Origin of the sequence: Pseudomonas sp. Mn2068, from assembly GCF_049319725.1 — a bacterium.
In the GTDB taxonomy this organism is placed as follows: domain Bacteria; phylum Pseudomonadota; class Gammaproteobacteria; order Pseudomonadales; family Pseudomonadaceae; genus Aquipseudomonas; species Aquipseudomonas gingeri.
The window spans coordinates 1-19,809 of the sequence record NZ_JBMOUG010000028.1 but is presented as its reverse complement, the minus strand read 5'-3'; the positions used below and the strand labels follow the sequence as shown (position 1 = coordinate 19,809).

The following is a 19,809-nucleotide window of genomic DNA, read 5'->3' as shown; positions in this document are numbered from 1 at the left end:
GCTTGTCGGGGTCGGGCTGCCCGCGAAGAACAGTGACGCGCTGTGCCTGAGGCACCACAGCGCTCTTGCGATTCGCGGGCAAGCCCGGCTCCTACGGTTGGAGCGGTGTTACATCAAGCGGATTATTTACCCGACTTGATCTTGGTCCAGCTGCGGGTCAGCTCACGCTGGGTCGCGGCCGGCAGGTCGGCGATAGCGTAGAGCTTGGCCTGTACGTCCGCAGGCGGATAGATGCCCGGGTCGCTGGTGATGCTCTTGTCGACCAGGGCGGTGGCCTTGGCGTTACCGTTCGGGAAACGCACGCTGTCGGTGATCGCGGCCATGACTTCCGGCTTGAGCAGGTAGTTCATGAACTTGTAGGCACCGTCGATGTTTTCCGCGTCCTTGGGAATCGCGACCATGTCGTAGAAGCTGCCTGCGCCTTCCTTCGGAATGTCGTAGGCGACCTTGACCTTGTCGCCGGCTTCGGCGGCACGGGACTTGGCCTGCTGGATATCACCCGAGTAACCCACGGCGACGCAGATGTTGCCGTTGGCCAGGTCGGAAATGTACTTGGACGAGTGGAAGTAGGTGATCGAAGGACGAATCTTCAGGAACAGATCCTCGGCCTTCTTGATGTCTTCCTTCTTCTGGCTGTCGGTCGGCAGGCCCAGGTAGTGCAGGGCTACCGGCAACATCTCGGTCGGCGAATCGAGGAAGCTCACGCCACAGCTCTTGAGCTTGGCAATGTTTTCCGGCTTGAGCAGGACATCCCACGAATCGATCTTGTCCACGCCCAGCGCTGCCTTGACCTTCTCCGGGTTGTAGCCGATGCCGATCGAGCCCCACATGTACGGGAATGCGTGCTTGTTGCCCGGGTCGCTGACCGAAACCGCCTTCAGCAGATCCTTGTTGAGGTTGTCGTAGTTGGACAGCTTGGACCGGTCCAGCTCCTGATAGACGCCTGCCTTGATCTGCTTGGCCAGGAAGTTGTTGGACGGCACCACGATGTCGTAACCGGACTTGCCGGCCAGCAACTTGGCTTCCAGGGTTTCGTTGCTGTCGAATACGTCGTAGACCACCTTGATCCCGGACTCTTTTTCAAAGTTCGCGATGGTGTCCGGGGCGATGTAGTCGGACCAGTTATAGACGTGCAGCACCTTGTCATCGGCCTGGGCGGCACCCATCGCGCCCAGCAAAGACAGGGCAAGGAGAGTCTTGCCAGCGTTCTTCAAACCTAATGCCTTCATGCGTCATGCTCCAATTTTTCTTTTTAACCAGCTGTTCGGCGGCCGATTCCCGGGCAACTCGGAACAGTGGGGTAGTCTGGCAAGATCCCAGGTGGGCTTTCAAGGAAAGACCCGCCTTTCTGATCGCTCCGAGCGCAAGTGCCCACAACGCACTTGCGCTCAAAGCCTAGCACTTAGCCCTGCAACGCACTCAGGGTCAGATCCAGGCACTGACGCGCCTTGGCCACCAGCTCGTCGATCTCGGCCTTGCTGATCACCAGTGGCGGGGCAATGATCATGGTGTCGCCGACGGCACGCATGATCAGGCCATTGTTGAAGCAGAACTGCCGGCAGATCATGCCGACGCCCTTCCCTTCGTACCGCGCACGGGTGGCCTTGTCCTTGACCAGTTCGATGGCCCCCAGCAGACCCACACCGCGAACTTCACCCACCAGCGGGTGATCGTTCAGTTCCCGCAGACGTTTCTGCAAATAGGGTGCCGTTTCGGCATGGACGTTCTCGATAATTTTTTCATCGCGCATGATGCGGATGTTTTCCAGCGCCACCGCCGCCGCCACCGGGTGACCGGAGTAGGTGAAACCGTGGTTGAAGTCGCCGCCTTCGTTGAGGACCGCGACCACGTCGTCACGCACGATCAGGCCACCCATGGGGATATAGCCGGAGGTCAGGCCCTTGGCGATGGTCATCATGTGCGGCTTGAGGCCGTAGAAATCGGTACCGAACCACTCACCGGTGCGCCCGAAGCCACAAATCACCTCGTCGGCGACAAACAGGATGTCGTACTTGGCAAGGATTTCCTTGACCCGTGGCCAGTAGCTGTCCGGCGGCACGATCACGCCGCCGGCACCCTGGATCGGCTCGGCGATAAAGGCCCCGACGGTGTCCACGCCGAGTTCGAGAATCTTTTCTTCAAGCTGGTTGGCCGCCCAGATGCCGAACTCTTCCGGGCTCATGTCGCCGCCCTCACCGAACCAGTAGGGCTGCGGGATATGGACGATGCCCGGAATCGGCAGATCGCCCTGTTCGTGCATGTAGGTCATGCCACCCAGGCTCGCGCCGGCCACGGTGGAACCGTGATAACCGTTCTTGCGGCTGATGATGGTTTTCTTTTTCGGCTGGCCCTTGATCGCCCAGTAGTGGCGGACCATGCGCAGCATGGTGTCGTTGCCTTCCGAGCCGGAACCGGTGAAGAACACGTGGTTCATGCCTTCGGGGGCGATATCGGCGATGGCCTTGGCCAGTTCCAGTACCGGCGGGTGGGCGGTCTGGAAGAACAGGTTGTAATAAGGCAGCTCGCGCATCTGCTTGCTGGCGGCGTCGGCCAGCTCGTCGCGCCCGTAACCGATGGCCACGCACCAGAGGCCGGCCATGCCGTCGAGGATCTTGTTGCCTTCGCTGTCCCAGAGGTAAACGCCCTTGGCGTTGGTGATGATGCGCGGGCCTTTCTCTTTCAACTGCTTGAAGTCGCTGAAGGGGGCCAGGTGGTGATCGCTGCTGAGGGCTTGCCACTCGCGGGTTTGCGGGTTGTTGCTGGTCATACGGTTCTCCTGGATAACAGTGAGGGCGCGGCTATGAACCGCCGCGCCCGGCGCATCAGACGGCAAAGAGCAGGAATTCCCGCTCCCACGAACTGATGACGCGCTTGAAGTTTTCATGCTCGGCCCGCTTGACCGCGACGTAGCCCGTGATGAATTTCTTGCCCAGATATTTCTCGATGGTCTTGCTGTTTTCCATCCGCTCCAGGGCGTCTTCGATGGTCAGCGGCAGGCGCAGGTTGCGACGCTCGTAGCCGCGACCGACCACCGGCGCGCTCGGTGTCATGCCTTCGACCATGCCGATGTAGCCACACAGCAGGCTGGCGGCGATGGCCAGGTACGGGTTGGCGTCGGCCCCCGGCAGGCGGTTTTCCACCCGACGGTTCTGCGGGCCGGCATCCGGGACCCGCAGGCCCACGGTACGGTTCTCTTCGCCCCACTCCACGTTCACCGGTGCCGAGGTATCCGGCAGGAAGCGGCGGAACGAGTTGACGTTCGGCGCGAACAGCGGCAACAGCTCGGGGATCAGCTTCTGCAGGCCGCCGATATGATTGAGGAACAGGTCGCTCTTGGTCCCGTCTTCATTGGAGAAGATGTTCTTGCCGGTCTCGATGTCGATGATGCTCTGGTGCAGGTGCATGGCACTGCCCGGCTCACCGGTCATCGGCTTGGCCATGAAGGTCGCGGCCACGTCGTGCTTGAGCGCCGCCTCGCGCATGGTCCGTTTGAACACCAGGATCTGGTCGGCCAGGGACAGGGCATCGCCGTGACGGAAGTTGATTTCCATCTGCGCCGTGCCGTCTTCATGGATCAGTGTGTCGAGATCCAGTTCCTGCAGTTCGCACCAGTCGTAGACGTCTTCGAACAGCGGGTCGAATTCGTTGGCCGCCTCGATGGAGAAGGACTGGCGACCGGTTTCCGGGCGACCGGAACGGCCGATCGGCGGCTGCAGCGGGAAGTCCGGGTCTTCGCAGCGCTTGGTCAGGTAGAACTCCATTTCCGGCGCCACGATCGGCTGCCAGCCCTTGTCGGCATAGAGTTTCAGGACCTTCTTGAGCACGTTGCGCGGCGACAGCTCGATGGGGTTGCCCTGCTTGTCGTAGGTGTCGTGGATCACCTGGGCGGTGGGTTCGATGGCCCAGGGCACCAGGTACACCGCGTTGCTGTCGGGGCGGCAGATCATGTCGATGTCCGCCGGGTCGAGCAGCTCGTAATAGATGTCGTCTTCGACATAGTCGCCGGTCACGGTCTGCAACAGAACGCTCTCGGGCAGGCGCATGCCTTTTTCGGCAATGAACTTGTTGGTCGGCGAGATCTTGCCCCGGGTGATCCCGGTCAGATCGCCAATCATGCATTCGACTTCTGTGATCTTGTGGTCTTTCAACCAATCGGTGAGCTGGTCGAGGTTGTTACTCATAAATGCCTCTGGGCTGGGTTTCCTGACCTGCATAATAGAGGTCAGGCGTTCGTTGACGCATCCGCGTCGCGTTGTATTGCCCGCTTTCGACAGGCATCGCCAAATGCCTGGAAAATCGCCAGGTAGACCGGGTTGGACAGGACCTGCCATTCCGGGTGCCATTGCACACCTAAAGCAAAAGCCTTGCCTCCTGTCACCGAGACCGCCTCGATCAGGCCGTCCGGGGCCCGTGCCTCGACCCGCAGGCCCGGCGCCAGGCGGTCGACGCCCTGGCTGTGGATCGAATTGACCTGGAACTCCGGCGGCAGCCCCAGGCCCGCCAGGACACCACCGGGCTCGACCTGCATCGAATGCGCGGGACCGTACTGGACCTCCAGCGGCTGACTCTCGTCCTCACGATGATCCATGAAGGTTCCCACTTCATGAACCTTCTGATGCAGGCTGCCACCGAACGCCACATTCATTTCCTGGAAACCGCGGCAGATGCCGAGCACCGGGATGCCCGCCGCCACGGCGGCGCGAATCAGCGGGAGGGTGACGCGGTCCCGTGCAGAATCATGAGCAGTGCCCGGCGCGCTGGCCGGACCACCATACAAATGGGGTTCCACGTTGGAAGGAGAGCCGGTAAAAAGAAGGCCGTCGATACCGTCCAGAATATCGGACGGTTCGAACAGATCCGCCAATGACGGAAGGATCAGCGGCAAGCCCCTGGCAGCGACAGCGACTGCGCGGACGTACTTATCGCCACTGATGTGATAAGCATGCAAACCGACCTGTTTGGAGCAGGCGGTGACGCCGATTAACGGCAGGCGAGACATGAAGCACCCCGGTATTATTGCTGTTATGGGTTTTAATCGAGCTTAGCCTTGTTCATTTTTTTACACAACACCCCCGTAAAAAATACAACACGGCCCGCTCAAGCCTGCGGTGCCCAAGGGGACAGAGGGGCAAAAAACGCCCCAAAATGCCCCAAAAAAGGCCTTCGAGCGCTTTTTCAGGGCAAAAAATGCCTCGCTTGACTTCGGCATGCCGTTCGGGTTGACTGAAACCAGAAAAGATCAATGATTGATATTTTTAACAACAAAGGTGTTGCATCATGTCGGTACCCCCGCGTGCCGTTCAGCTTAACGAAGCGAACGCGTTCCTTAAGGATCATCCTGAGGTTCTGTACGTAGACCTTCTAATTGCGGATATGAATGGTGTGGTGCGCGGCAAGCGCATCGAACGCACCAGCCTCCACAAGGTTTACGAGAAAGGCATCAACCTGCCGGCCTCATTATTTGCCTTGGATATCAATGGCTCTACGGTGGAAAGCACCGGCCTGGGCCTGGACATCGGTGATGCTGACCGAATCTGTTATCCGATCCCTGACACCCTGTGCAATGAGCCCTGGCAAAAGCGCCCTACCGCGCAACTGCTGATGACCATGCACGAACTCGAAGGTGAACCCTTCTTCGCCGACCCTCGCGAAGTGCTCCGCCAAGTTGTAAGCAAATTTGACGACCTCGGTCTGACCATCTGCGCCGCCTTCGAACTCGAGTTCTACCTGATCGACCAGGAGAACGTGAACGGCCGCCCACAACCACCCCGCTCGCCGATCTCCGGCAAACGCCCGCATTCGACACAGGTCTACCTGATCGACGACCTCGACGAATACGTCGACTGCCTCCAGGACATCCTGGAAGGTGCGAAAGAGCAAGGCATCCCGGCCGACGCCATCGTCAAGGAAAGTGCCCCGGCGCAGTTCGAAGTGAACCTGCACCACGTGGCCGACCCGATCAAGGCCTGCGACTACGCGGTCCTGCTCAAGCGCCTGATCAAGAACATCGCCTACGACCATGAGATGGACACCACCTTCATGGCCAAGCCTTACCCGGGCCAGGCGGGCAACGGGCTGCACGTCCATATCTCGGTACTCGACAAGGAAGGCAAGAACATCTTCGCCAGTGAGGATCCCGAGCAGAACGCCGCGCTGCGTCACGCGATCGGCGGTGTGCTCGAGACCCTACCGGCGCAGATGGCCTTCCTCTGCCCGAACGTCAACTCCTACCGCCGTTTCGGCGCACAGTTCTACGTGCCGAACTCGCCGTGCTGGGGCCTGGACAACCGTACCGTGGCGATTCGCGTGCCGACCGGTTCGGCCGATGCCGTGCGTATCGAACACCGCGTCGCCGGTGCCGATGCCAACCCGTACCTGCTGATGGCTTCGGTCCTGGCGGGTGTGCACCACGGCCTGACCAACAAGGTCGAGCCAGGTGCCCCGGTCGAAGGCAACAGCTACGAGCAGAACGAGCAGAGCCTGCCGAACAACCTGCGTGATGCCCTGCGCGAGCTGGACGACAGCGAGATCATGGCCAAGTACATCGATCCGAAATACATCGATATCTTCGTGGCCTGTAAAGAGAGCGAGCTGGAGGAGTTCGAACACTCCATCTCCGACCTCGAGTACAACTGGTACCTGCATACCGTGTAAGCGGTTGCGGTAATAAAGAAGAACGCCGCCGGCCTTTGGGCCTGCGGCGTTTTTTTTGCGCGCCGTCGGCGGATCGCCAGCAAACCGGCTCCCACAAGGTCCCAGGCCAGACGAGGGGCCGTGGCGAGGCAGCGCGCGGATCAGCAGCAAGCCGGCGCCTACACAGCGGTGCACGCCACATTCGGCACGACACAAACCCTGTGGGAGCCGGCTTGCTGGCGATGGCGTCCTCACAGACACCGCAGAACCTCGCGTACAATGCGCGCTGCCCCTGCCGGAGAACTCCATGACCCGCCCCGCCACCGCTCGCAAACCCCGTGCTCGCAGCCAGGCGCGGATCGATTCGATCCTCGACGCCGCCCGCACCCTGCTTGCCGCCGAAGGCGTGGCCAGTCTGTCGATCTATAGCGTGGCCGAGCGCGCGGAGATTCCACCGTCTTCGGTCTATCACTTCTTCGCCAGCGTCCCGGCGCTGCTCGAAGCCCTCACCGCCGATGTCCACGCGGCGTTCCGCGCCTGCCTGGAAGCACCGATCGACCACGCCGGCCTGGGCGGCTGGCGCGATCTGTCACGGCTGGTGGAGCAACGGATGTTGAGCATCTACAGCGAGGACGCCGCGGCGCGCCAGTTGATCCTCGCCCAGCACGGCCTGACCGAAGTCACCCAGGCCGATCGCCAGCACGATATCGAGCTGGGGGACCTGATGCACAAGCTGTTTATCCGTCACTTCGAGCTGCCGACCTTGCCGGGCGATGTCGATGTGTTTGCGCTGGCGATGGAGTTGGGCGATCGGGTGTATGCACGGTCGGTGCAGTTGCACGACCAGATCACCCCGCGCATGGCCGAGGAAGGCATGCGGGTGTTCGATGCGTATCTGGGACTTTACCTGCCGCCGTACCTGCCCAAGCGCGAAATCCCGCTCTGACGGACATTGATCGTTCCCACGCTCCTGCGTGGGAATGCCTCACTGGACGCTCCGCGTCCGCTCTTGTGACGCGGAGCGTCACCGGCTGCATGCCCACGCGGAGCGTGGGAACGATCGGGATCCGGCCCTGCGAATCCTCCCCTTGTGGGAGCCGGCTTGCCGGCGATTCAGGCGACGCGGTGTTTCAGGCACACCGCATCATCGTTCATCGCCAGCAAGCCGGCTCCTACAGGGCTCGGGTCAAGGCACTCAGAACGGCGCGTCACCGAGAATCGTCGCCCGGTGCATCACCCGCCGGTTGGGCCGGTAATCGTCAACGGCATAATGCTGGGTCACCCGGTTATCCCAGAATGCCACGTCATTTTCCTGCCAGCGCCAACGGATAGTGAATTCCGGGCGAGTGGCGTGGGCGAACAGCAGCTTGAGAATCGCCGCGCTTTCCGCTTCTTCCAGCTCGTTGATCCGGGTGGTGAATCCTTCGTTGACGAACAGCGCCTTGCGCCCGCTCACCGGGTGCGTACGAATCACCGGATGGGACAGCGGCGGGTTCTTCCTGCGGGTTTCCTCCCAGCGCGCCAGGTCTTCGGCGGTGCTGCCGAAGCGCTCCAGAGGGAACGACTTGGTGAAATCGTGGGTCGCCGTCAATCCGTCCAACAGCTTCTGCAAAGGCGCCGACAAGGCCTCGAAGGCGGCAATCCCGCTGGCCCACAACGTATCGCCACCATAGGCCGGCAACTGCTTGGCACTGAGTACCGCGCCCAGCGCCGGGGTCGGCAGGAAAGTCACGTCGGTATGCCAGATCGCGTTGTCGCGCACATCGGTCAACGCGGTATCGAGGACCATCACCTCGGGCTGCTCCGGCACATTCGGGTAGATCGGATGCACATGCAGGTCACCGAAGTTCGCCGCGAACGCCGCCTGCAATTGTGGGTTCAACGGCTGGTTGCGAAAGAACAGCACCTGGTACTTGAGCAACGCCTGTTCGATGGCGTCGCGCTGCTCGATGCTCAACGGCCGGTTCAGTTCGACACCGTCGATCTGCGCACCGAGGGCGGCACTCAGGGGAGTAATGGTCAGGCTCATGGTCGATCTCTTCAAATACGTGCCGGGCAGTCGGCGTGTTTCAGTACGCAGCTCGGGAAGCCGCTCAATACGTCGCGGTCTGTCAGTGCGCCTGGCCGTGCCACGGCACCAGCTTGCGCTGCAGGGCGCGCAGGCCCATCTCCATGGCGAAGGCGATAAAGGCGATCACCAGGATCCCCAGCACCACCACATCGGTCACCAGGAACTGTGCCGCCGACTGGACCATGAAACCCAGGCCGCTGGTGGCGGCGATCAGCTCGGCGGCGACCAGCGTCGACCAGCCGACACCCAGGCCGATGCGCACACCGGTGAGAATGTCCGGCAAGGCGCTGGGCAGGATCACATGGCGGATCAGCTGGGCCCTGGTCGCCCCCAGGGACAGCGCTGCACGGAGCTTGGCCGGATCCACGGTGCGCACACCGGTGGCCGTCGCGATGGCGATCGGGGCAAAGATCGCCAGGTAGATCAGCAGCACTTTCGACAGCTCGCCGATGCCGCACCAGATCACGATCAACGGCAGGTAGGCCAGTGGCGGGATCGGTCGGTAGAACTCGATCAGCGGATCGAGAATGCCCCGGGCAATCCGGTTGTGGCCGATGGCGATACCCACCGGGATCGCCGTCAGCACGGCAACCCCCAGGGCCACGCCGATCCGTCCGAGGCTGGCACCGAGGTGCTGCCACAGGGTCGAATCCATATAGCCCCTGGTCGCCAGCAACCAGCCTTTTTCCAGCACCGCCGAAGGCGGCGGCAGGAACAGCGGCTCGATCACACCGGCCGCCGTCACGGCCCACCACAGCACAACCAGGGTCACCAGGGTCAGCACGCTGATCCAGCGGGTGCTCAGGCTGCGCCGCACCACGGGTGCGTTCGGCTTGGCGGTCACGGCCACCGGCAATTCATAGCTGCTCATACGAACTCCTGCCGCGACGCGGCGCTGCGTTGGGAGAACACACGGGCCAGCACATGCTCGCGGGTTTCGATAAAACGCGGATCGGACTTGATCGCCCGGGCGGACTCGCCGGCGCTGTAGCGCCGGCCGAAATCCAGGCTCAGGCGTTCGACGATCTGTCCCGGATTGGGCGCCAGCAGAATCAGGTCGGTGGCGAGAAAAACCGCTTCTTCAATATCGTGGGTAATCAGGAACACCGGCTTGGCGGTGCGCTGCCAGACTTGCAGCAACAGCTCCTGCATCTGTTCGCGGGTAAAGGCATCGAGGGCGCCGAACGGCTCGTCCATCAGCAGCACCCGAGGGTCCGCCGCCAGCGCGCGGGCAAGGCCGACGCGCTGTTTCTGGCCGCCGGAAAGCTGCCAGATCCGCCGGCTGTCGAAGCCTGCCAGATCAACCAGGGCGAGCATTTCCCGGGCCCGGACTTCCCGCTGCGCCCGCGGTACACCCGCCAGTTCCAGGCCAAAACCGACGTTGGCCAGCACGTCCTGCCAGGGCAGCAACGCATCGTCCTGGAACACCACGCCGCGCTCGGCGCTCGGGCCCTTGACGGCAACACCGTCGAGGGTGATGCGGCCCGCGCTGGGTTCGACGAACCCGGCGATCAGGTTCAGCAGAGACGTCTTGCCGCTACCCGACGGACCGAGGGCCACCAGCAGTTGCTGCGGTCCCAGGCTGAGGGAAATATCCGACAGCACCGGCTCGGCCGCACCGGGATACTGTGCGCTGATGCGCTCCAGCTGTAACAAGGCCATGGCGATGGGCTCCTCGGTCGTGGGCTGCTTCAGAATCAGGTCAATCAGTTGGTAATGAACTTGGCGCTGACATACGGGGCGTAGTCCGGCAGCACGGCCTCGACCTTGCCCTGCTCTTTCAGGAAGGCCGCCGTATCGGTAATCGCCTGGGCGGTCGGCTTGCCCAGCACGGTGACCTGGTCGGCCGCCAGCGGGTAGACGTTGCCTTGCAACAGCAGCGGAATATCCGAAGCCTTGGCGCCCGAGAGTTTCACCAGCTTGTCGACGTTGCCCTTGTCAGCCAGCCAGGCCTGCGGGTCCTTGCGGTATTGCGCATAGGCATCCAGCGTCACCTTGGCGAACGCTTTGACGATTTCCGGGTGCTTCTCGGCGAAATCCTTGCGCACGATCCAGGCGTCGAAGGTCGGCGCGCCGAACTTGGCCAGCTCGCCGGAAGTGATCAGCACCTTGCCGTTTTCCTTGGCGACACCCAGGGCCGGGTCCCAGACGTAGGTGGCGTCGATATCACCGCGCTTCCAGGCCGCGATGATGGCCGGCGGCGCGAGGTTGAGAATCTGTACTTTCGACGGATCGATATTCCAGTGCTTCAGCGCGGCCAGCAGGCTGTAGTGTCCGGTGGAGACAAAAGGCACGGCGACTTTCTTGCCGATCAGGTCCTGGGGCGAATTGATCCCGGAACCGTCACGGGCCACCAGGGCCTCGGCGGCGCCGATCTGGGTGGCGATCAGGAAGGTCTCGACCGGCACCTTGCGGGTGATGGCCGCCGTCAGCGGGCTGGAACCGAGGTAGCCGATCTGCACGTCGCCCGAGGCGATGGCGGCAATGATGTCGGCACCATTATCGAATTTTCGCCAGTCGATCTTGGCGTGGGTGGCTTTTTCATAAGAGCCGTCGGCCTGGGCGACTTTCGCCGGGTCAACGGTGGTCTGGTAGGCCACGGTGACGTCGGCAGCCTGCGCAAACAAGCTCGCCCCGGCCAGGGACAACGCCGCCAGCAGGCGGAGTGGGGAATGCAGTTTCATGGGAGAAGCTCCTCAACGAGTGGCCGGGAGTCGGCGTGTCGAGAAGACTAAATGATCTAAGAATCTTAAAATAAATAACTTATTTGCATTAGCTTATGAGGGGAAATACAGGGGCAAATCCACGCGAAACGAGGGCCCGCGCCTGATCCCCGACACAATCGAATCGGCGATGGTGCATTTCATGGTCTAGGGTTATCGGTTCGTCTTATCGGTCATGAGTTGAACCGAACGTCGGAATATGACAGCCGCATGGCAATCTTCATCTGACAAACACTGTAATAAATTGACGGGAGTGGCAGCGTTTAGCCATGATTGCGTCGCCTTTTTGATCGCCAGTGACGTACGGAGGCCTTTCCTCACGTCAAGGGTTCTAAAAAAGAGGCAGAAAATACTTTTCAGGAATGAGCCCAGCGGTCGATAAGAACCCCAGGCAACAGTGTTCGATGAAACACGATATTCCTGAATCGTCTGAAAAAGGACGAAACAATTCTTTTTGGGTTTATGGCAAAGCCATTACCCTGCAAGGACCAAACAACAGCGGTTAGACCAAAGTCGTAGACATGGCTTGTTACGATTGACTTGCCAGTCACGATCTGGCGCTAATCGCGCAATCTGTGGCGCAAAAGGGGCGTAGATCCCGAGCCTAGACCTACAAAAATTAGAAATGAGAGGAGCAAGACCAATGAAGAAGTCCACTTTGGCCCTGGCTGTGGCCGTAGGGGTTCTGGCGCAGCAGGCAAGCGCCGCAGGTTTTATCGAAGACAGCAAGGCCACTCTGGGTCTGCGTAACTACTACATCAACACTGACAACCGTGACTCCGACGCTGGCACCGCCAAGGTCAAGGCCACCGGCGTTCAGAGCAAGAACGAAGAGTGGGGCCAAGGCTTCGACCTGCGCTTCATCTCCGGCTACACCCAAGGTACCGTCGGCTTCGGTATCGATGCCATCGGCCTGTTGGGCGTACGCCTGGACTCCGGTCGCGGCACCAACGGCGCGACCTCGACTTCCTACGGCGGCACCGTGTTCCCGAGCGAGTCGAACGGCAAAGCCGTCAACGACTTCTCCAGCCTGGGCCTGACCGGCAAGGTCAAGGTTTCGCAGACCGAACTGAAGATCGGTACCCTGCAACCCAACAACCCGGTCATCAAGTACAACGATGGTCGTCTGCTGCCACAAACCTTCCAGGGCGGCCAGATCACCTCGAACGAAATCAAGGACCTGACCCTGACTGCCGGTCAGATCGAGCACGCCAAGGGTCGTAACTCCAGCAACACCGAAGGCCTGTCCATTGCCGGTGCGAACAGCCCGACTGCAACTGGTCGCCGCAGCAACAAGTTCTACTACGGCGGTGCCGACTACAAGATCACCAAGGATCTGGTCGCTTCGTACTACTACGGTGAGCTGAAAGATTTCTACTCGCAGAACTTCCTGGGCCTGGTACACAACTGGTCCATCGGTCCTGGCGTGCTGAAAAGCGACCTGCGCTACTACCGCAGCCGCGACAACGGCGCGAACGGCGACACCTCGGCGTACTTCACCAGCGGCTACTACGACGACAAGAGCTTTGCCACTAACACCAAGGGCAAAGTCGACAACGATCTGTACAGCTACCTGGCCCTGTACTCGGTTGAAGGCCACACCTTCGGTGCCGGTTACCAGTACAGCAAGGGCGACAGCGATTTCCCTTGGCTGAACCAGGGTGACGGTTCGTCGAACAGCACCATCACCGACATGCAGATCCAGAAGTTCGCCCGTGCCGGCGAGCGTACCTGGCAAGCTCGCTACGCTTATGACTTCGCCAAGGTCGGTGTACCTGGCCTGACCGCCGGTATCATCTACCTGCGCGGCAACAACATCGACACCGCTGGTAACGTCGGCGCCGCTCAAACCCGTACCCTGGGCACCGGTGGCACCGAGTGGGAACGCGACCTGACCCTGGCTTACGTGGTACCGCAAGGCACCTTCAAGAACCTGGGTTTCGCCTGGAAAAACGCCATGTGGCGTAACGACATTCCAGGTCAGCGCGACCAGGACGAAAACCGCCTGATCGTCAGCTACTCGATCCCGCTGCTGTAAGCGCGTGATCGTCTAGATCCAAGATCCACACTCAGCCCGGCGCAATGCCGGGCTGAGTGCTTCACGTCTTGCATACAACTACCTTTCAGCTTCGGCCTTCACGCCATCCAGCAACATCCCGGCGTTCGGCACTCCACTGATTTACATCCCCTTAGCCCTCTCACAAGCTGTGGACAAGAGTGCTCCTGCGCGTGCCCGGCGTCCAATGAAGATCTTTTTAATATTTCCTAATCTTCTAAACAAATCGATATTTATTCTTTTTAAATAAATTCGCCAGCAGGCACAGTAAGGCCATCAGACCTTCACCCAAGGAGCAGCACATGAGCCTCAGACTCGGCGACATCGCCCCCGACTTCGAACAGGATTCCAGCGCCGGCAGGATTCGTTTCCACGAGTGGCTCGGCGACAGCTGGGGCGTGCTGTTTTCCCACCCGGCGGACTTCACTCCGGTGTGCACCACCGAGCTGGGCTTCACCGCCAAGCTCAAGGACGAATTCGCCCAGCGTGGGGTCAAGGCCATCGCCCTGTCCGTGGACCCGGTGGACTCGCACCACAAGTGGATCGAAGACATCAACGAGACCCAGAACACTGTCGTCAATTTCCCGATCCTGGCCGATGCCGACCGCAAGGTTTCGGACCTGTATGACCTGATCCACCCGAATGCCAACGACACCCTCACCGTCCGCTCGCTGTTCGTGATCGATCCGAACAAGAAGATCCGGTTGACCATCACCTACCCGGCGAGCACCGGGCGCAATTTCCACGAGATCCTGCGGGTGATCGACTCGTTGCAGCTGACCGACAACTACAAGGTCGCCACGCCCGCCAACTGGCAGGACGGCGACGAAGTGGTGATCGTGCCGTCCCTCAAGGACGAAGACGAAATCAAGAAACGCTTCCCGAAAGGCTATCGCGCGGTAAAACCCTACCTGCGCCTGACGCCGCAGCCCAACCGCTGAAAGGCCCGCCGAGGGGCTTGATCGTTCCCACGCTCCGCGTGGGAATGCCTCCCTGGACGCTCCGCGTCCCGCTCTGGCAGCTCTTACCGAATCACAAAGCAGGGGTTTTAAGGCCGTTTCGACGGCCTATTTTTTTGCCCGGAATAATCTTGACCTCATATGCATTTAAAGAATAAACAAATGAATAAATAAGATTTATGGATATATAAATTGACTGGTAAGGTCTGTCCAACTTCAGCGAGATCGCACGCCGCGAATCGCCGCCATACGTTTGAGGAAAGACCTTCATGCTGGTCGTGACACTCGGAGGAAGCCCCAGCCAGCGATCGCGCTCCGGGGTATTGCTGGACTACGCCAAACGCTGGCTCAACCAGCAGGGCATCGAAGTTGTGAGTTACCAGATCCGCGACTTCAACGCCGAAGACCTGCTCCATGCACGCTTTGGCAGCCCGCAGATCGTCGACCTGCTGCAACAGATTGAAAACGCCGATGGCCTGGTGATCGCCACGCCGGTGTACAAGGCCTCGTTCTCCGGCGCCTTGAAGACCCTGCTCGACCTGCTGCCCGAGCGCGCCCTGAGCCACAAGGTGGTGCTGCCCATGGCCACCGGCGGCAGCATCGCCCACATGCTCGCCGTGGACTATGCGCTCAAGCCGGTCCTGGCGGCGTTGAAGGCGCAGGAAATGCTCCACGGTATTTTTGCCGAGGACAGCCAGATCGCCTATGGCGAAGGCAGCGCCCAAGCGCAACTGGTGCCGGTCCTGGAACAACGCCTGAGCGAGGCCCTGGAGCAGTTCCACAGCGCCCTGGCGCGCCGTCCCAAGCCCCTGGACCCGACACTGCTGAATGATCGCCTGCTGAGTGCTCGCTGGAGCATCTAGGCCGTTTCACCAAAATTGATTTACTGGCCTTACTCGCCCGCCAACGGGCAAGCAGGTGCAGCCAAAACCCTCACTGCAAAAAGGAGAGCGCCATGCGCACTGTCATTTTGCGTCGCGGTCTGGTCGCTCTGTTTGCTGCGGCTATCACCTTCGGCGCCATTACTCAAGCTCAGGCCGAGTCGATCCGGATCGGTTATCAGAAATACGGCACCCTGGTGCTGCTCAAGGCCAAGGGCACCCTGGAAAAACGCCTCGCCGCCCAGGGCGTCCAGGTGCAATGGACCGAGTTCCCCGGGGGCCCGCAACTGCTCGAAGGGCTGAACGTCGGTTCCATCGACTTCGGCGTCACCGGCGAAACCCCGCCGGTCTTCGCCCAGGCCGCCGGTGCCGACCTGCTCTATGTCGCCTCGGAGCCGCCGGCGCCGACCAGCGAAGCGATCCTGGTACCCAAGGACTCGTCGATCAAATCGGTGCAGGAGCTCAAGGGCAAGAAAGTCGCCCTCAACAAAGGCTCCAACGTCCACTACCTGCTGGTCCGCGCCCTGGAAGACGCCGGCCTCAAGTACAGCGATATCGAGACCGTCTACCTGCCGCCGGCCGATGCCCGCGCCGCTTTCGAGCGTGGCAGCGTCGACGCCTGGGTGATCTGGGACCCGTACCAGGCCGCCGCCGAACAACAGCTCAAGGCTCGCACCCTGCGTAACGGCACCGGCCTGGTGGACAACAACCAGTTCTACCTGGCGACCAAGCCCTACGCCGAAAAACACCCGCAAGTGATCAAGACCCTGGTGGAGGAAGTCCGCGCCGTCGGCGACTGGTCCAAGGCCAATCCCGAGGAAGTCACCGCCCAGGTGGCGCCGCTGCTCGGCCTGCCCGCCGACATCACCCTGATCTCGGTGAAACGCCAGGGCTACGGCGCGCAGTTCCTCACGCCCGAAGTGATCGCCGCCCAACAGAAAATCGCCGACAGCTTCTACCAGCTCAAGCTGATTCCCAAGCCGCTGAGCATCAAGGACGTGATCTGGACACCACCGGCTGCCGTTGCCACCGCACCTTGAACCGTATTCCTTAGGAGACAACTCCATGAGCCTCAACATTTTCTGGTTCCTGCCTACCCACGGCGACGGCCATTACCTTGGCACCGCCGAAGGCGCTCGCGCCGTCGACCACGGTTATCTGCAGCAAGTGGCCCAGGCGGCCGACCGCCTCGGTTTCGGCGGCGTGCTGATCCCCACCGGACGTTCCTGCGAGGACTCCTGGCTGGTGGCCGCTTCGCTGATCCCGGTGACCCAGCGCCTGAAATTCCTCGTTGCCCTGCGCCCCGGGATCATTTCCCCGACGGTGGCGGCACGCCAGGCCGCGACCCTGGATCGACTGTCCGGCGGCCGCGCACTGTTCAACCTGGTGACCGGCGGCGACCCGGACGAACTGGCCGGTGACGGTCTGTTCCTCAGTCACGAGGAGCGTTATCAGGCCTCGGTGGAGTTCACCCGTATCTGGCGTCGTGTGCTGGAAGGCGAGACCGTCGACTACGATGGCCAGCACATCAGCGTCAAAGGCGCCAAGCTGCTCTATCCGCCGATCCAGCAACCGCGCCCGCCGCTGTACTTCGGCGGCTCCTCGGAAGCCGCCCAGGACCTCGCCGCCGAACAGGTGGAAATGGTCCTGACCTGGGGCGAACCGCCGGCCGCCGTCGCCGAGAAGATCGAACAGGTCCGGGCCAAGGCCGCCAAGCTCGGGCGCACCGTGCGCTTCGGCATCCGCCTGCATGTGATCGTTCGCGAAACCAATGCCGAAGCCTGGCAGGCCGCCGACAAACTCATTTCGCACCTGGACGACGAAACCATCGCCCGTGCGCAGAAATCCCTGGCGCGCTTCGACTCCGTCGGCCAGCAACGCATGGCCGCGCTGCACGGTGGCAGCCGCGACAACCTGGAAGTCAGCCCGAACCTCTGGGCCGGTGTCGGCCTGGTGCGTGGCGGTGCCGGTACCGCGCTGGTCGGCGACGGTCCGACCGTGGCGGCACGGGTCAGGGAATACGCGGACCTGGGCATCGACACCTTCATCTTCTCCGGTTATCCCCACCTGGAAGAGTCGTACCGGGTTGCCGAGCTGCTGTTCCCGCACCTGGATATCGAACGCCCGGAACTGCCGAAAAGCGCCGGCTACGTCAGCCCTTTCGGTGAGATGGTCGCCAACGACATCCTGCCCAAAGCAGCGTCCCAGAGCTGAGGCCGCGCCATGACGACCCTGACCAAAATCACCCACAGACTTGCGCCCTGGGCCCTGCCGGTACTGTTGCTGGCAGTGTGGCAACTGTCGGTCTCGGCCGGCTGGCTGTCGACCCGGATCCTGCCCGCGCCAAGCGCCGTGATCGAAGCCGGCGTTGCCCTGGTGCAGAGCGGCGATATCTGGAAACACCTGGCCATCAGTGGCTGGCGCGCCGGCATCGGCTTTGCCATCGGCGGCGGCATCGGCCTGGCCCTGGGCTTTATCACCGGCCTGTCGAAATGGGGTGAGCACCTGCTCGACAGCTCGGTACAGATGATCCGCAACGTGCCGCATCTGGCGTTGATCCCGCTGGTGATCCTGTGGTTCGGCATCGACGAGTCGGCGAAGATTTTCCTGGTGGCCCTGGGCACCCTGTTCCCGATCTACCTCAACACCTACCACGGCATCCGCAACGTCGATCCGGCCCTGGTGGAAATGGCCCGCAGCTACGGCCTGTCCGGCTTCGGCCTGTTCCGCCAGGTGATCCTGCCGGGCGCGCTGCCGTCGATCCTGGTGGGCGTGCGCTTCGCCCTGGGCTTCATGTGGCTGACGCTGATCGTCGCCGAAACCATCTCGGCCAGCTCCGGTATCGGCTACCTGGCGATGAACGCCCGGGAGTTCCTGCAAACCGACGTGGTGGTCCTGGCCATCGTGCTCTACGCCGTGCTCGGCAAGCTGGCCGACCTGGCGGCGCGCGGCCTGGAACGCGTCTGGTTGCGCTGGCACCCGGCGTACCAGGTGGCCAAGGGAGGTGCGGCATGACTGCTCAACAACCGCCACGCCTGCTGCGCGGTATTCCGCTGGCGGTGCGCAAGCTGCAAAAGACCTTCGGTGAGCGCCAGGTACTGCGCGAGATCGACCTGCATATTCCGGCCGGGCAGTTTGTCGCCGTGGTCGGTCGCAGCGGCTGCGGCAAGAGCACCCTGCTGCGCTTGCTGGCCGGTCTCGACCAACCCACCGGCGGCGAGTTGCTCGCCGGTTCCGCGGCGCTGAGCGAAGCCCGCGAGGACACCCGGCTGATGTTCCAGGAGGCGCGCCTGCTGCCCTGGAAAAAAGTCATCGACAACGTCGGCCTCGGCCTCAAGGGCGACTGGCGGCCACAGGCCCTGCAAGCCCTGGAAGCGGTCGGCCTGGCGGACCGCGCCCATGAATGGCCGGCGGCCTTGTCCGGTGGTCAGAAGCAGCGCGTGGCCCTGGCCCGCGCCCTGATTCACCAACCTCGCCTGCTGCTGCTCGACGAACCGCTGGGGGCGCTGGATGCCCTGACCCGGATCGAAATGCAGCAACTGATCGAGCGTCTCTGGCAGCAGCATGGTTTCACCGTGTTGCTGGTGACCCACGACGTCAGCGAAGCCGTGGCCATCGCCGATCGGGTGATCCTGATCGAAGACGGCGAGATCGGCCTCGACCTCCACGTCGAACTGCCGCGCCCTCGGGTGCGGGGCTCCCATCGCCTGGCGGCGCTGGAGACCGAAGTGTTGAACCGGGTGCTGTCGCTGCCTGGCGTACCGCCCGAGCCGGAACCTGTTTCACCCTTGCCCACGCAGTTGCGTTGGGCGCTGTAATCCATGCCTTGCCTACTCAATCAATGACAGGAATCAACGCCATGACCATCAAAGCCATCAACGTTCGCAACCAGTTCAAGGGCACCATCAAGGAAATCGTCACCGGCGACGTGCTGTCGGAAATCGACGTCCAGACCGCTTCGGGGATCGTCACCTCGGTGATCACCACCCGTTCGGTAAAGGAACTGGAACTGCAGATCGGCAGCGAAGTGATCGCCTTCGTGAAATCCACCGAGGTGTCCATCGCCAAGCTGTAAGGCGATGGCGACACACGACCCCGGAGGGCCTGGCCCTTCGGGGTTTTCTTATCTGCGCAGGGCGAAAACCCCTGTAGGAACTGGCTTGCCAGCGATGGGGCCAGTGAGTCTTGCATCGACCTGTCGGACGCCATCGCCGGCAAGCCGGCTCCTACAAGGGAAGGTGTCGGACACAGGATCTGCGTATGGCGCAAACCCCTGTAGGAGCTGGCTTGCCAGCGATGGGGCCAGTGAGTCTTGCATCGATCTGCCGGACGCCATCGCCGGCAAGCCGGCTCCCACAAGGGAAGGTGTCGGACACAACATCTGCGCACGACGCCCCCCCCTGTAGGAGCTGGCTTGCCAGCGATGGGGCCAGTGAGTCTTGCATCGACCTGTCGGACGCCATCGCCGGCAAGCCGGCTCCTACAA

General features: G+C 61.8%; 18 protein-coding genes. 10 read left to right on the top strand and 8 right to left on the bottom strand.

Annotation, left to right across the window (positions count from 1 at the left end):
* Window positions 1-122: 122 nt before the first annotated feature.
* From ACL9RJ_RS32985 to ACL9RJ_RS32970, 4 genes are all read right to left on the bottom strand, one after another.
* Window positions 123-1,214, bottom strand: coding sequence for a polyamine ABC transporter substrate-binding protein (locus ACL9RJ_RS32985; RefSeq protein WP_017125333.1), 1,092 nt, complete (start codon window positions 1,212-1,214; stop codon window positions 123-125).
* A 188-nt stretch (window positions 1,215-1,402) separates the two neighbouring features.
* Window positions 1,403-2,767 carry an aspartate aminotransferase family protein gene (locus ACL9RJ_RS32980; protein ID WP_017125334.1) on the bottom strand — a complete coding sequence of 455 codons (1,365 nt, stop codon included), beginning with the start codon at window positions 2,765-2,767 and terminating at the stop codon, window positions 1,403-1,405.
* A 55-nt stretch (window positions 2,768-2,822) separates the two neighbouring features.
* On the bottom strand, window positions 2,823-4,181 hold the full coding sequence (locus ACL9RJ_RS32975; protein WP_103032819.1) for a glutamine synthetase family protein: 1,359 nt from the start codon (window positions 4,179-4,181) through the stop codon (window positions 2,823-2,825).
* A gap of 41 nt (window positions 4,182-4,222) precedes the next feature.
* A complete protein-coding gene (locus ACL9RJ_RS32970) occupies window positions 4,223-4,999 on the bottom strand; it encodes a gamma-glutamyl-gamma-aminobutyrate hydrolase family protein (protein WP_017125335.1) in 777 nt (258 codons plus the stop codon).
* Window positions 5,000-5,277: 278 nt separating this feature from the next.
* Here ACL9RJ_RS32970 and ACL9RJ_RS32965 point away from each other — a divergent pair, with 278 nt between their 5' ends.
* A complete protein-coding gene (locus tag ACL9RJ_RS32965) occupies window positions 5,278-6,654 on the top strand; it encodes a glutamine synthetase family protein (RefSeq protein ID WP_042935063.1) in 1,377 nt (458 codons plus the stop codon).
* A gap of 286 nt (window positions 6,655-6,940) precedes the next feature.
* Window positions 6,941-7,579 carry a TetR/AcrR family transcriptional regulator gene (locus ACL9RJ_RS32960; RefSeq protein ID WP_017125337.1) on the top strand — a complete coding sequence of 213 codons (639 nt, stop codon included), beginning with the start codon at window positions 6,941-6,943 and terminating at the stop codon, window positions 7,577-7,579.
* Window positions 7,580-7,828: 249 nt separating this feature from the next.
* Here ACL9RJ_RS32960 and tauD read toward each other — a convergent pair whose 3' ends face one another.
* The 4 genes from tauD to tauA form a co-directional block, all read right to left on the bottom strand.
* Window positions 7,829-8,662: a taurine dioxygenase gene (tauD, locus tag ACL9RJ_RS32955; protein WP_017125338.1), complete on the bottom strand. Its 834-nt coding sequence runs from the start codon at window positions 8,660-8,662 to the stop codon at window positions 7,829-7,831.
* An 82-nt stretch (window positions 8,663-8,744) separates the two neighbouring features.
* The gene (gene tauC / locus ACL9RJ_RS32950; protein WP_017125339.1) at window positions 8,745-9,575 is read right to left on the bottom strand and encodes a taurine ABC transporter permease TauC; all 831 of its coding nucleotides are present in this window, start codon (window positions 9,573-9,575) and stop codon (window positions 8,745-8,747) included.
* On the bottom strand, window positions 9,572-10,366 hold the full coding sequence (gene tauB, locus ACL9RJ_RS32945) for a taurine ABC transporter ATP-binding subunit (protein WP_103032818.1): 795 nt from the start codon (window positions 10,364-10,366) through the stop codon (window positions 9,572-9,574). Before tauB ends, tauC begins: the two co-directional genes overlap by 4 nt.
* Before the next feature lie 44 nt (window positions 10,367-10,410).
* Entirely contained in the window at window positions 10,411-11,388 is a 978-nt protein-coding gene (gene tauA / locus ACL9RJ_RS32940) for a taurine ABC transporter substrate-binding protein (RefSeq protein WP_017125340.1), read from the bottom strand.
* Window positions 11,389-12,070: 682 nt separating this feature from the next.
* On the opposite strand from tauA, the gene ACL9RJ_RS32935 reads away from it, so the two are divergent.
* The 8 genes from ACL9RJ_RS32935 to ACL9RJ_RS32900 all read left to right on the top strand — a co-directional run bounded on the left by ACL9RJ_RS32935 (window position 12,071) and on the right by ACL9RJ_RS32900 (window position 19,398).
* On the top strand, window positions 12,071-13,465 hold the full coding sequence (locus ACL9RJ_RS32935; protein WP_177083670.1) for an OprD family porin: 1,395 nt from the start codon (window positions 12,071-12,073) through the stop codon (window positions 13,463-13,465).
* 320 nt (window positions 13,466-13,785) lie between these two features.
* Entirely contained in the window at window positions 13,786-14,424 is a 639-nt protein-coding gene (locus ACL9RJ_RS32930; RefSeq protein ID WP_017125341.1) for a peroxiredoxin, read from the top strand.
* Between the two features lie 287 nt (window positions 14,425-14,711).
* A complete protein-coding gene (ssuE, locus tag ACL9RJ_RS32925) occupies window positions 14,712-15,305 on the top strand; it encodes an NADPH-dependent FMN reductase (RefSeq protein WP_042935066.1) in 594 nt (197 codons plus the stop codon).
* A gap of 92 nt (window positions 15,306-15,397) precedes the next feature.
* The gene (locus ACL9RJ_RS32920; RefSeq protein ID WP_422766013.1) at window positions 15,398-16,363 is read left to right on the top strand and encodes a sulfonate ABC transporter substrate-binding protein; all 966 of its coding nucleotides are present in this window, start codon (window positions 15,398-15,400) and stop codon (window positions 16,361-16,363) included.
* A gap of 25 nt (window positions 16,364-16,388) precedes the next feature.
* Window positions 16,389-17,537, top strand: coding sequence for an FMNH2-dependent alkanesulfonate monooxygenase (gene ssuD, locus ACL9RJ_RS32915; protein WP_017125344.1), 1,149 nt, complete (start codon window positions 16,389-16,391; stop codon window positions 17,535-17,537).
* Window positions 17,538-17,546: 9 nt separating this feature from the next.
* The gene (gene ssuC / locus ACL9RJ_RS32910) at window positions 17,547-18,338 is read left to right on the top strand and encodes an aliphatic sulfonate ABC transporter permease SsuC (RefSeq protein ID WP_422766012.1); all 792 of its coding nucleotides are present in this window, start codon (window positions 17,547-17,549) and stop codon (window positions 18,336-18,338) included.
* Window positions 18,335-19,141 carry an aliphatic sulfonates ABC transporter ATP-binding protein gene (gene ssuB, locus ACL9RJ_RS32905; protein WP_177083674.1) on the top strand — a complete coding sequence of 269 codons (807 nt, stop codon included), beginning with the start codon at window positions 18,335-18,337 and terminating at the stop codon, window positions 19,139-19,141. The genes ssuC and ssuB overlap by 4 nt, the downstream gene beginning before the upstream one ends.
* 41 nt (window positions 19,142-19,182) lie before the next feature.
* The gene (locus ACL9RJ_RS32900; RefSeq protein ID WP_017125347.1) at window positions 19,183-19,398 is read left to right on the top strand and encodes a TOBE domain-containing protein; all 216 of its coding nucleotides are present in this window, start codon (window positions 19,183-19,185) and stop codon (window positions 19,396-19,398) included.
* The last annotated feature ends 411 nt before the right edge of the window (window positions 19,399-19,809 follow it).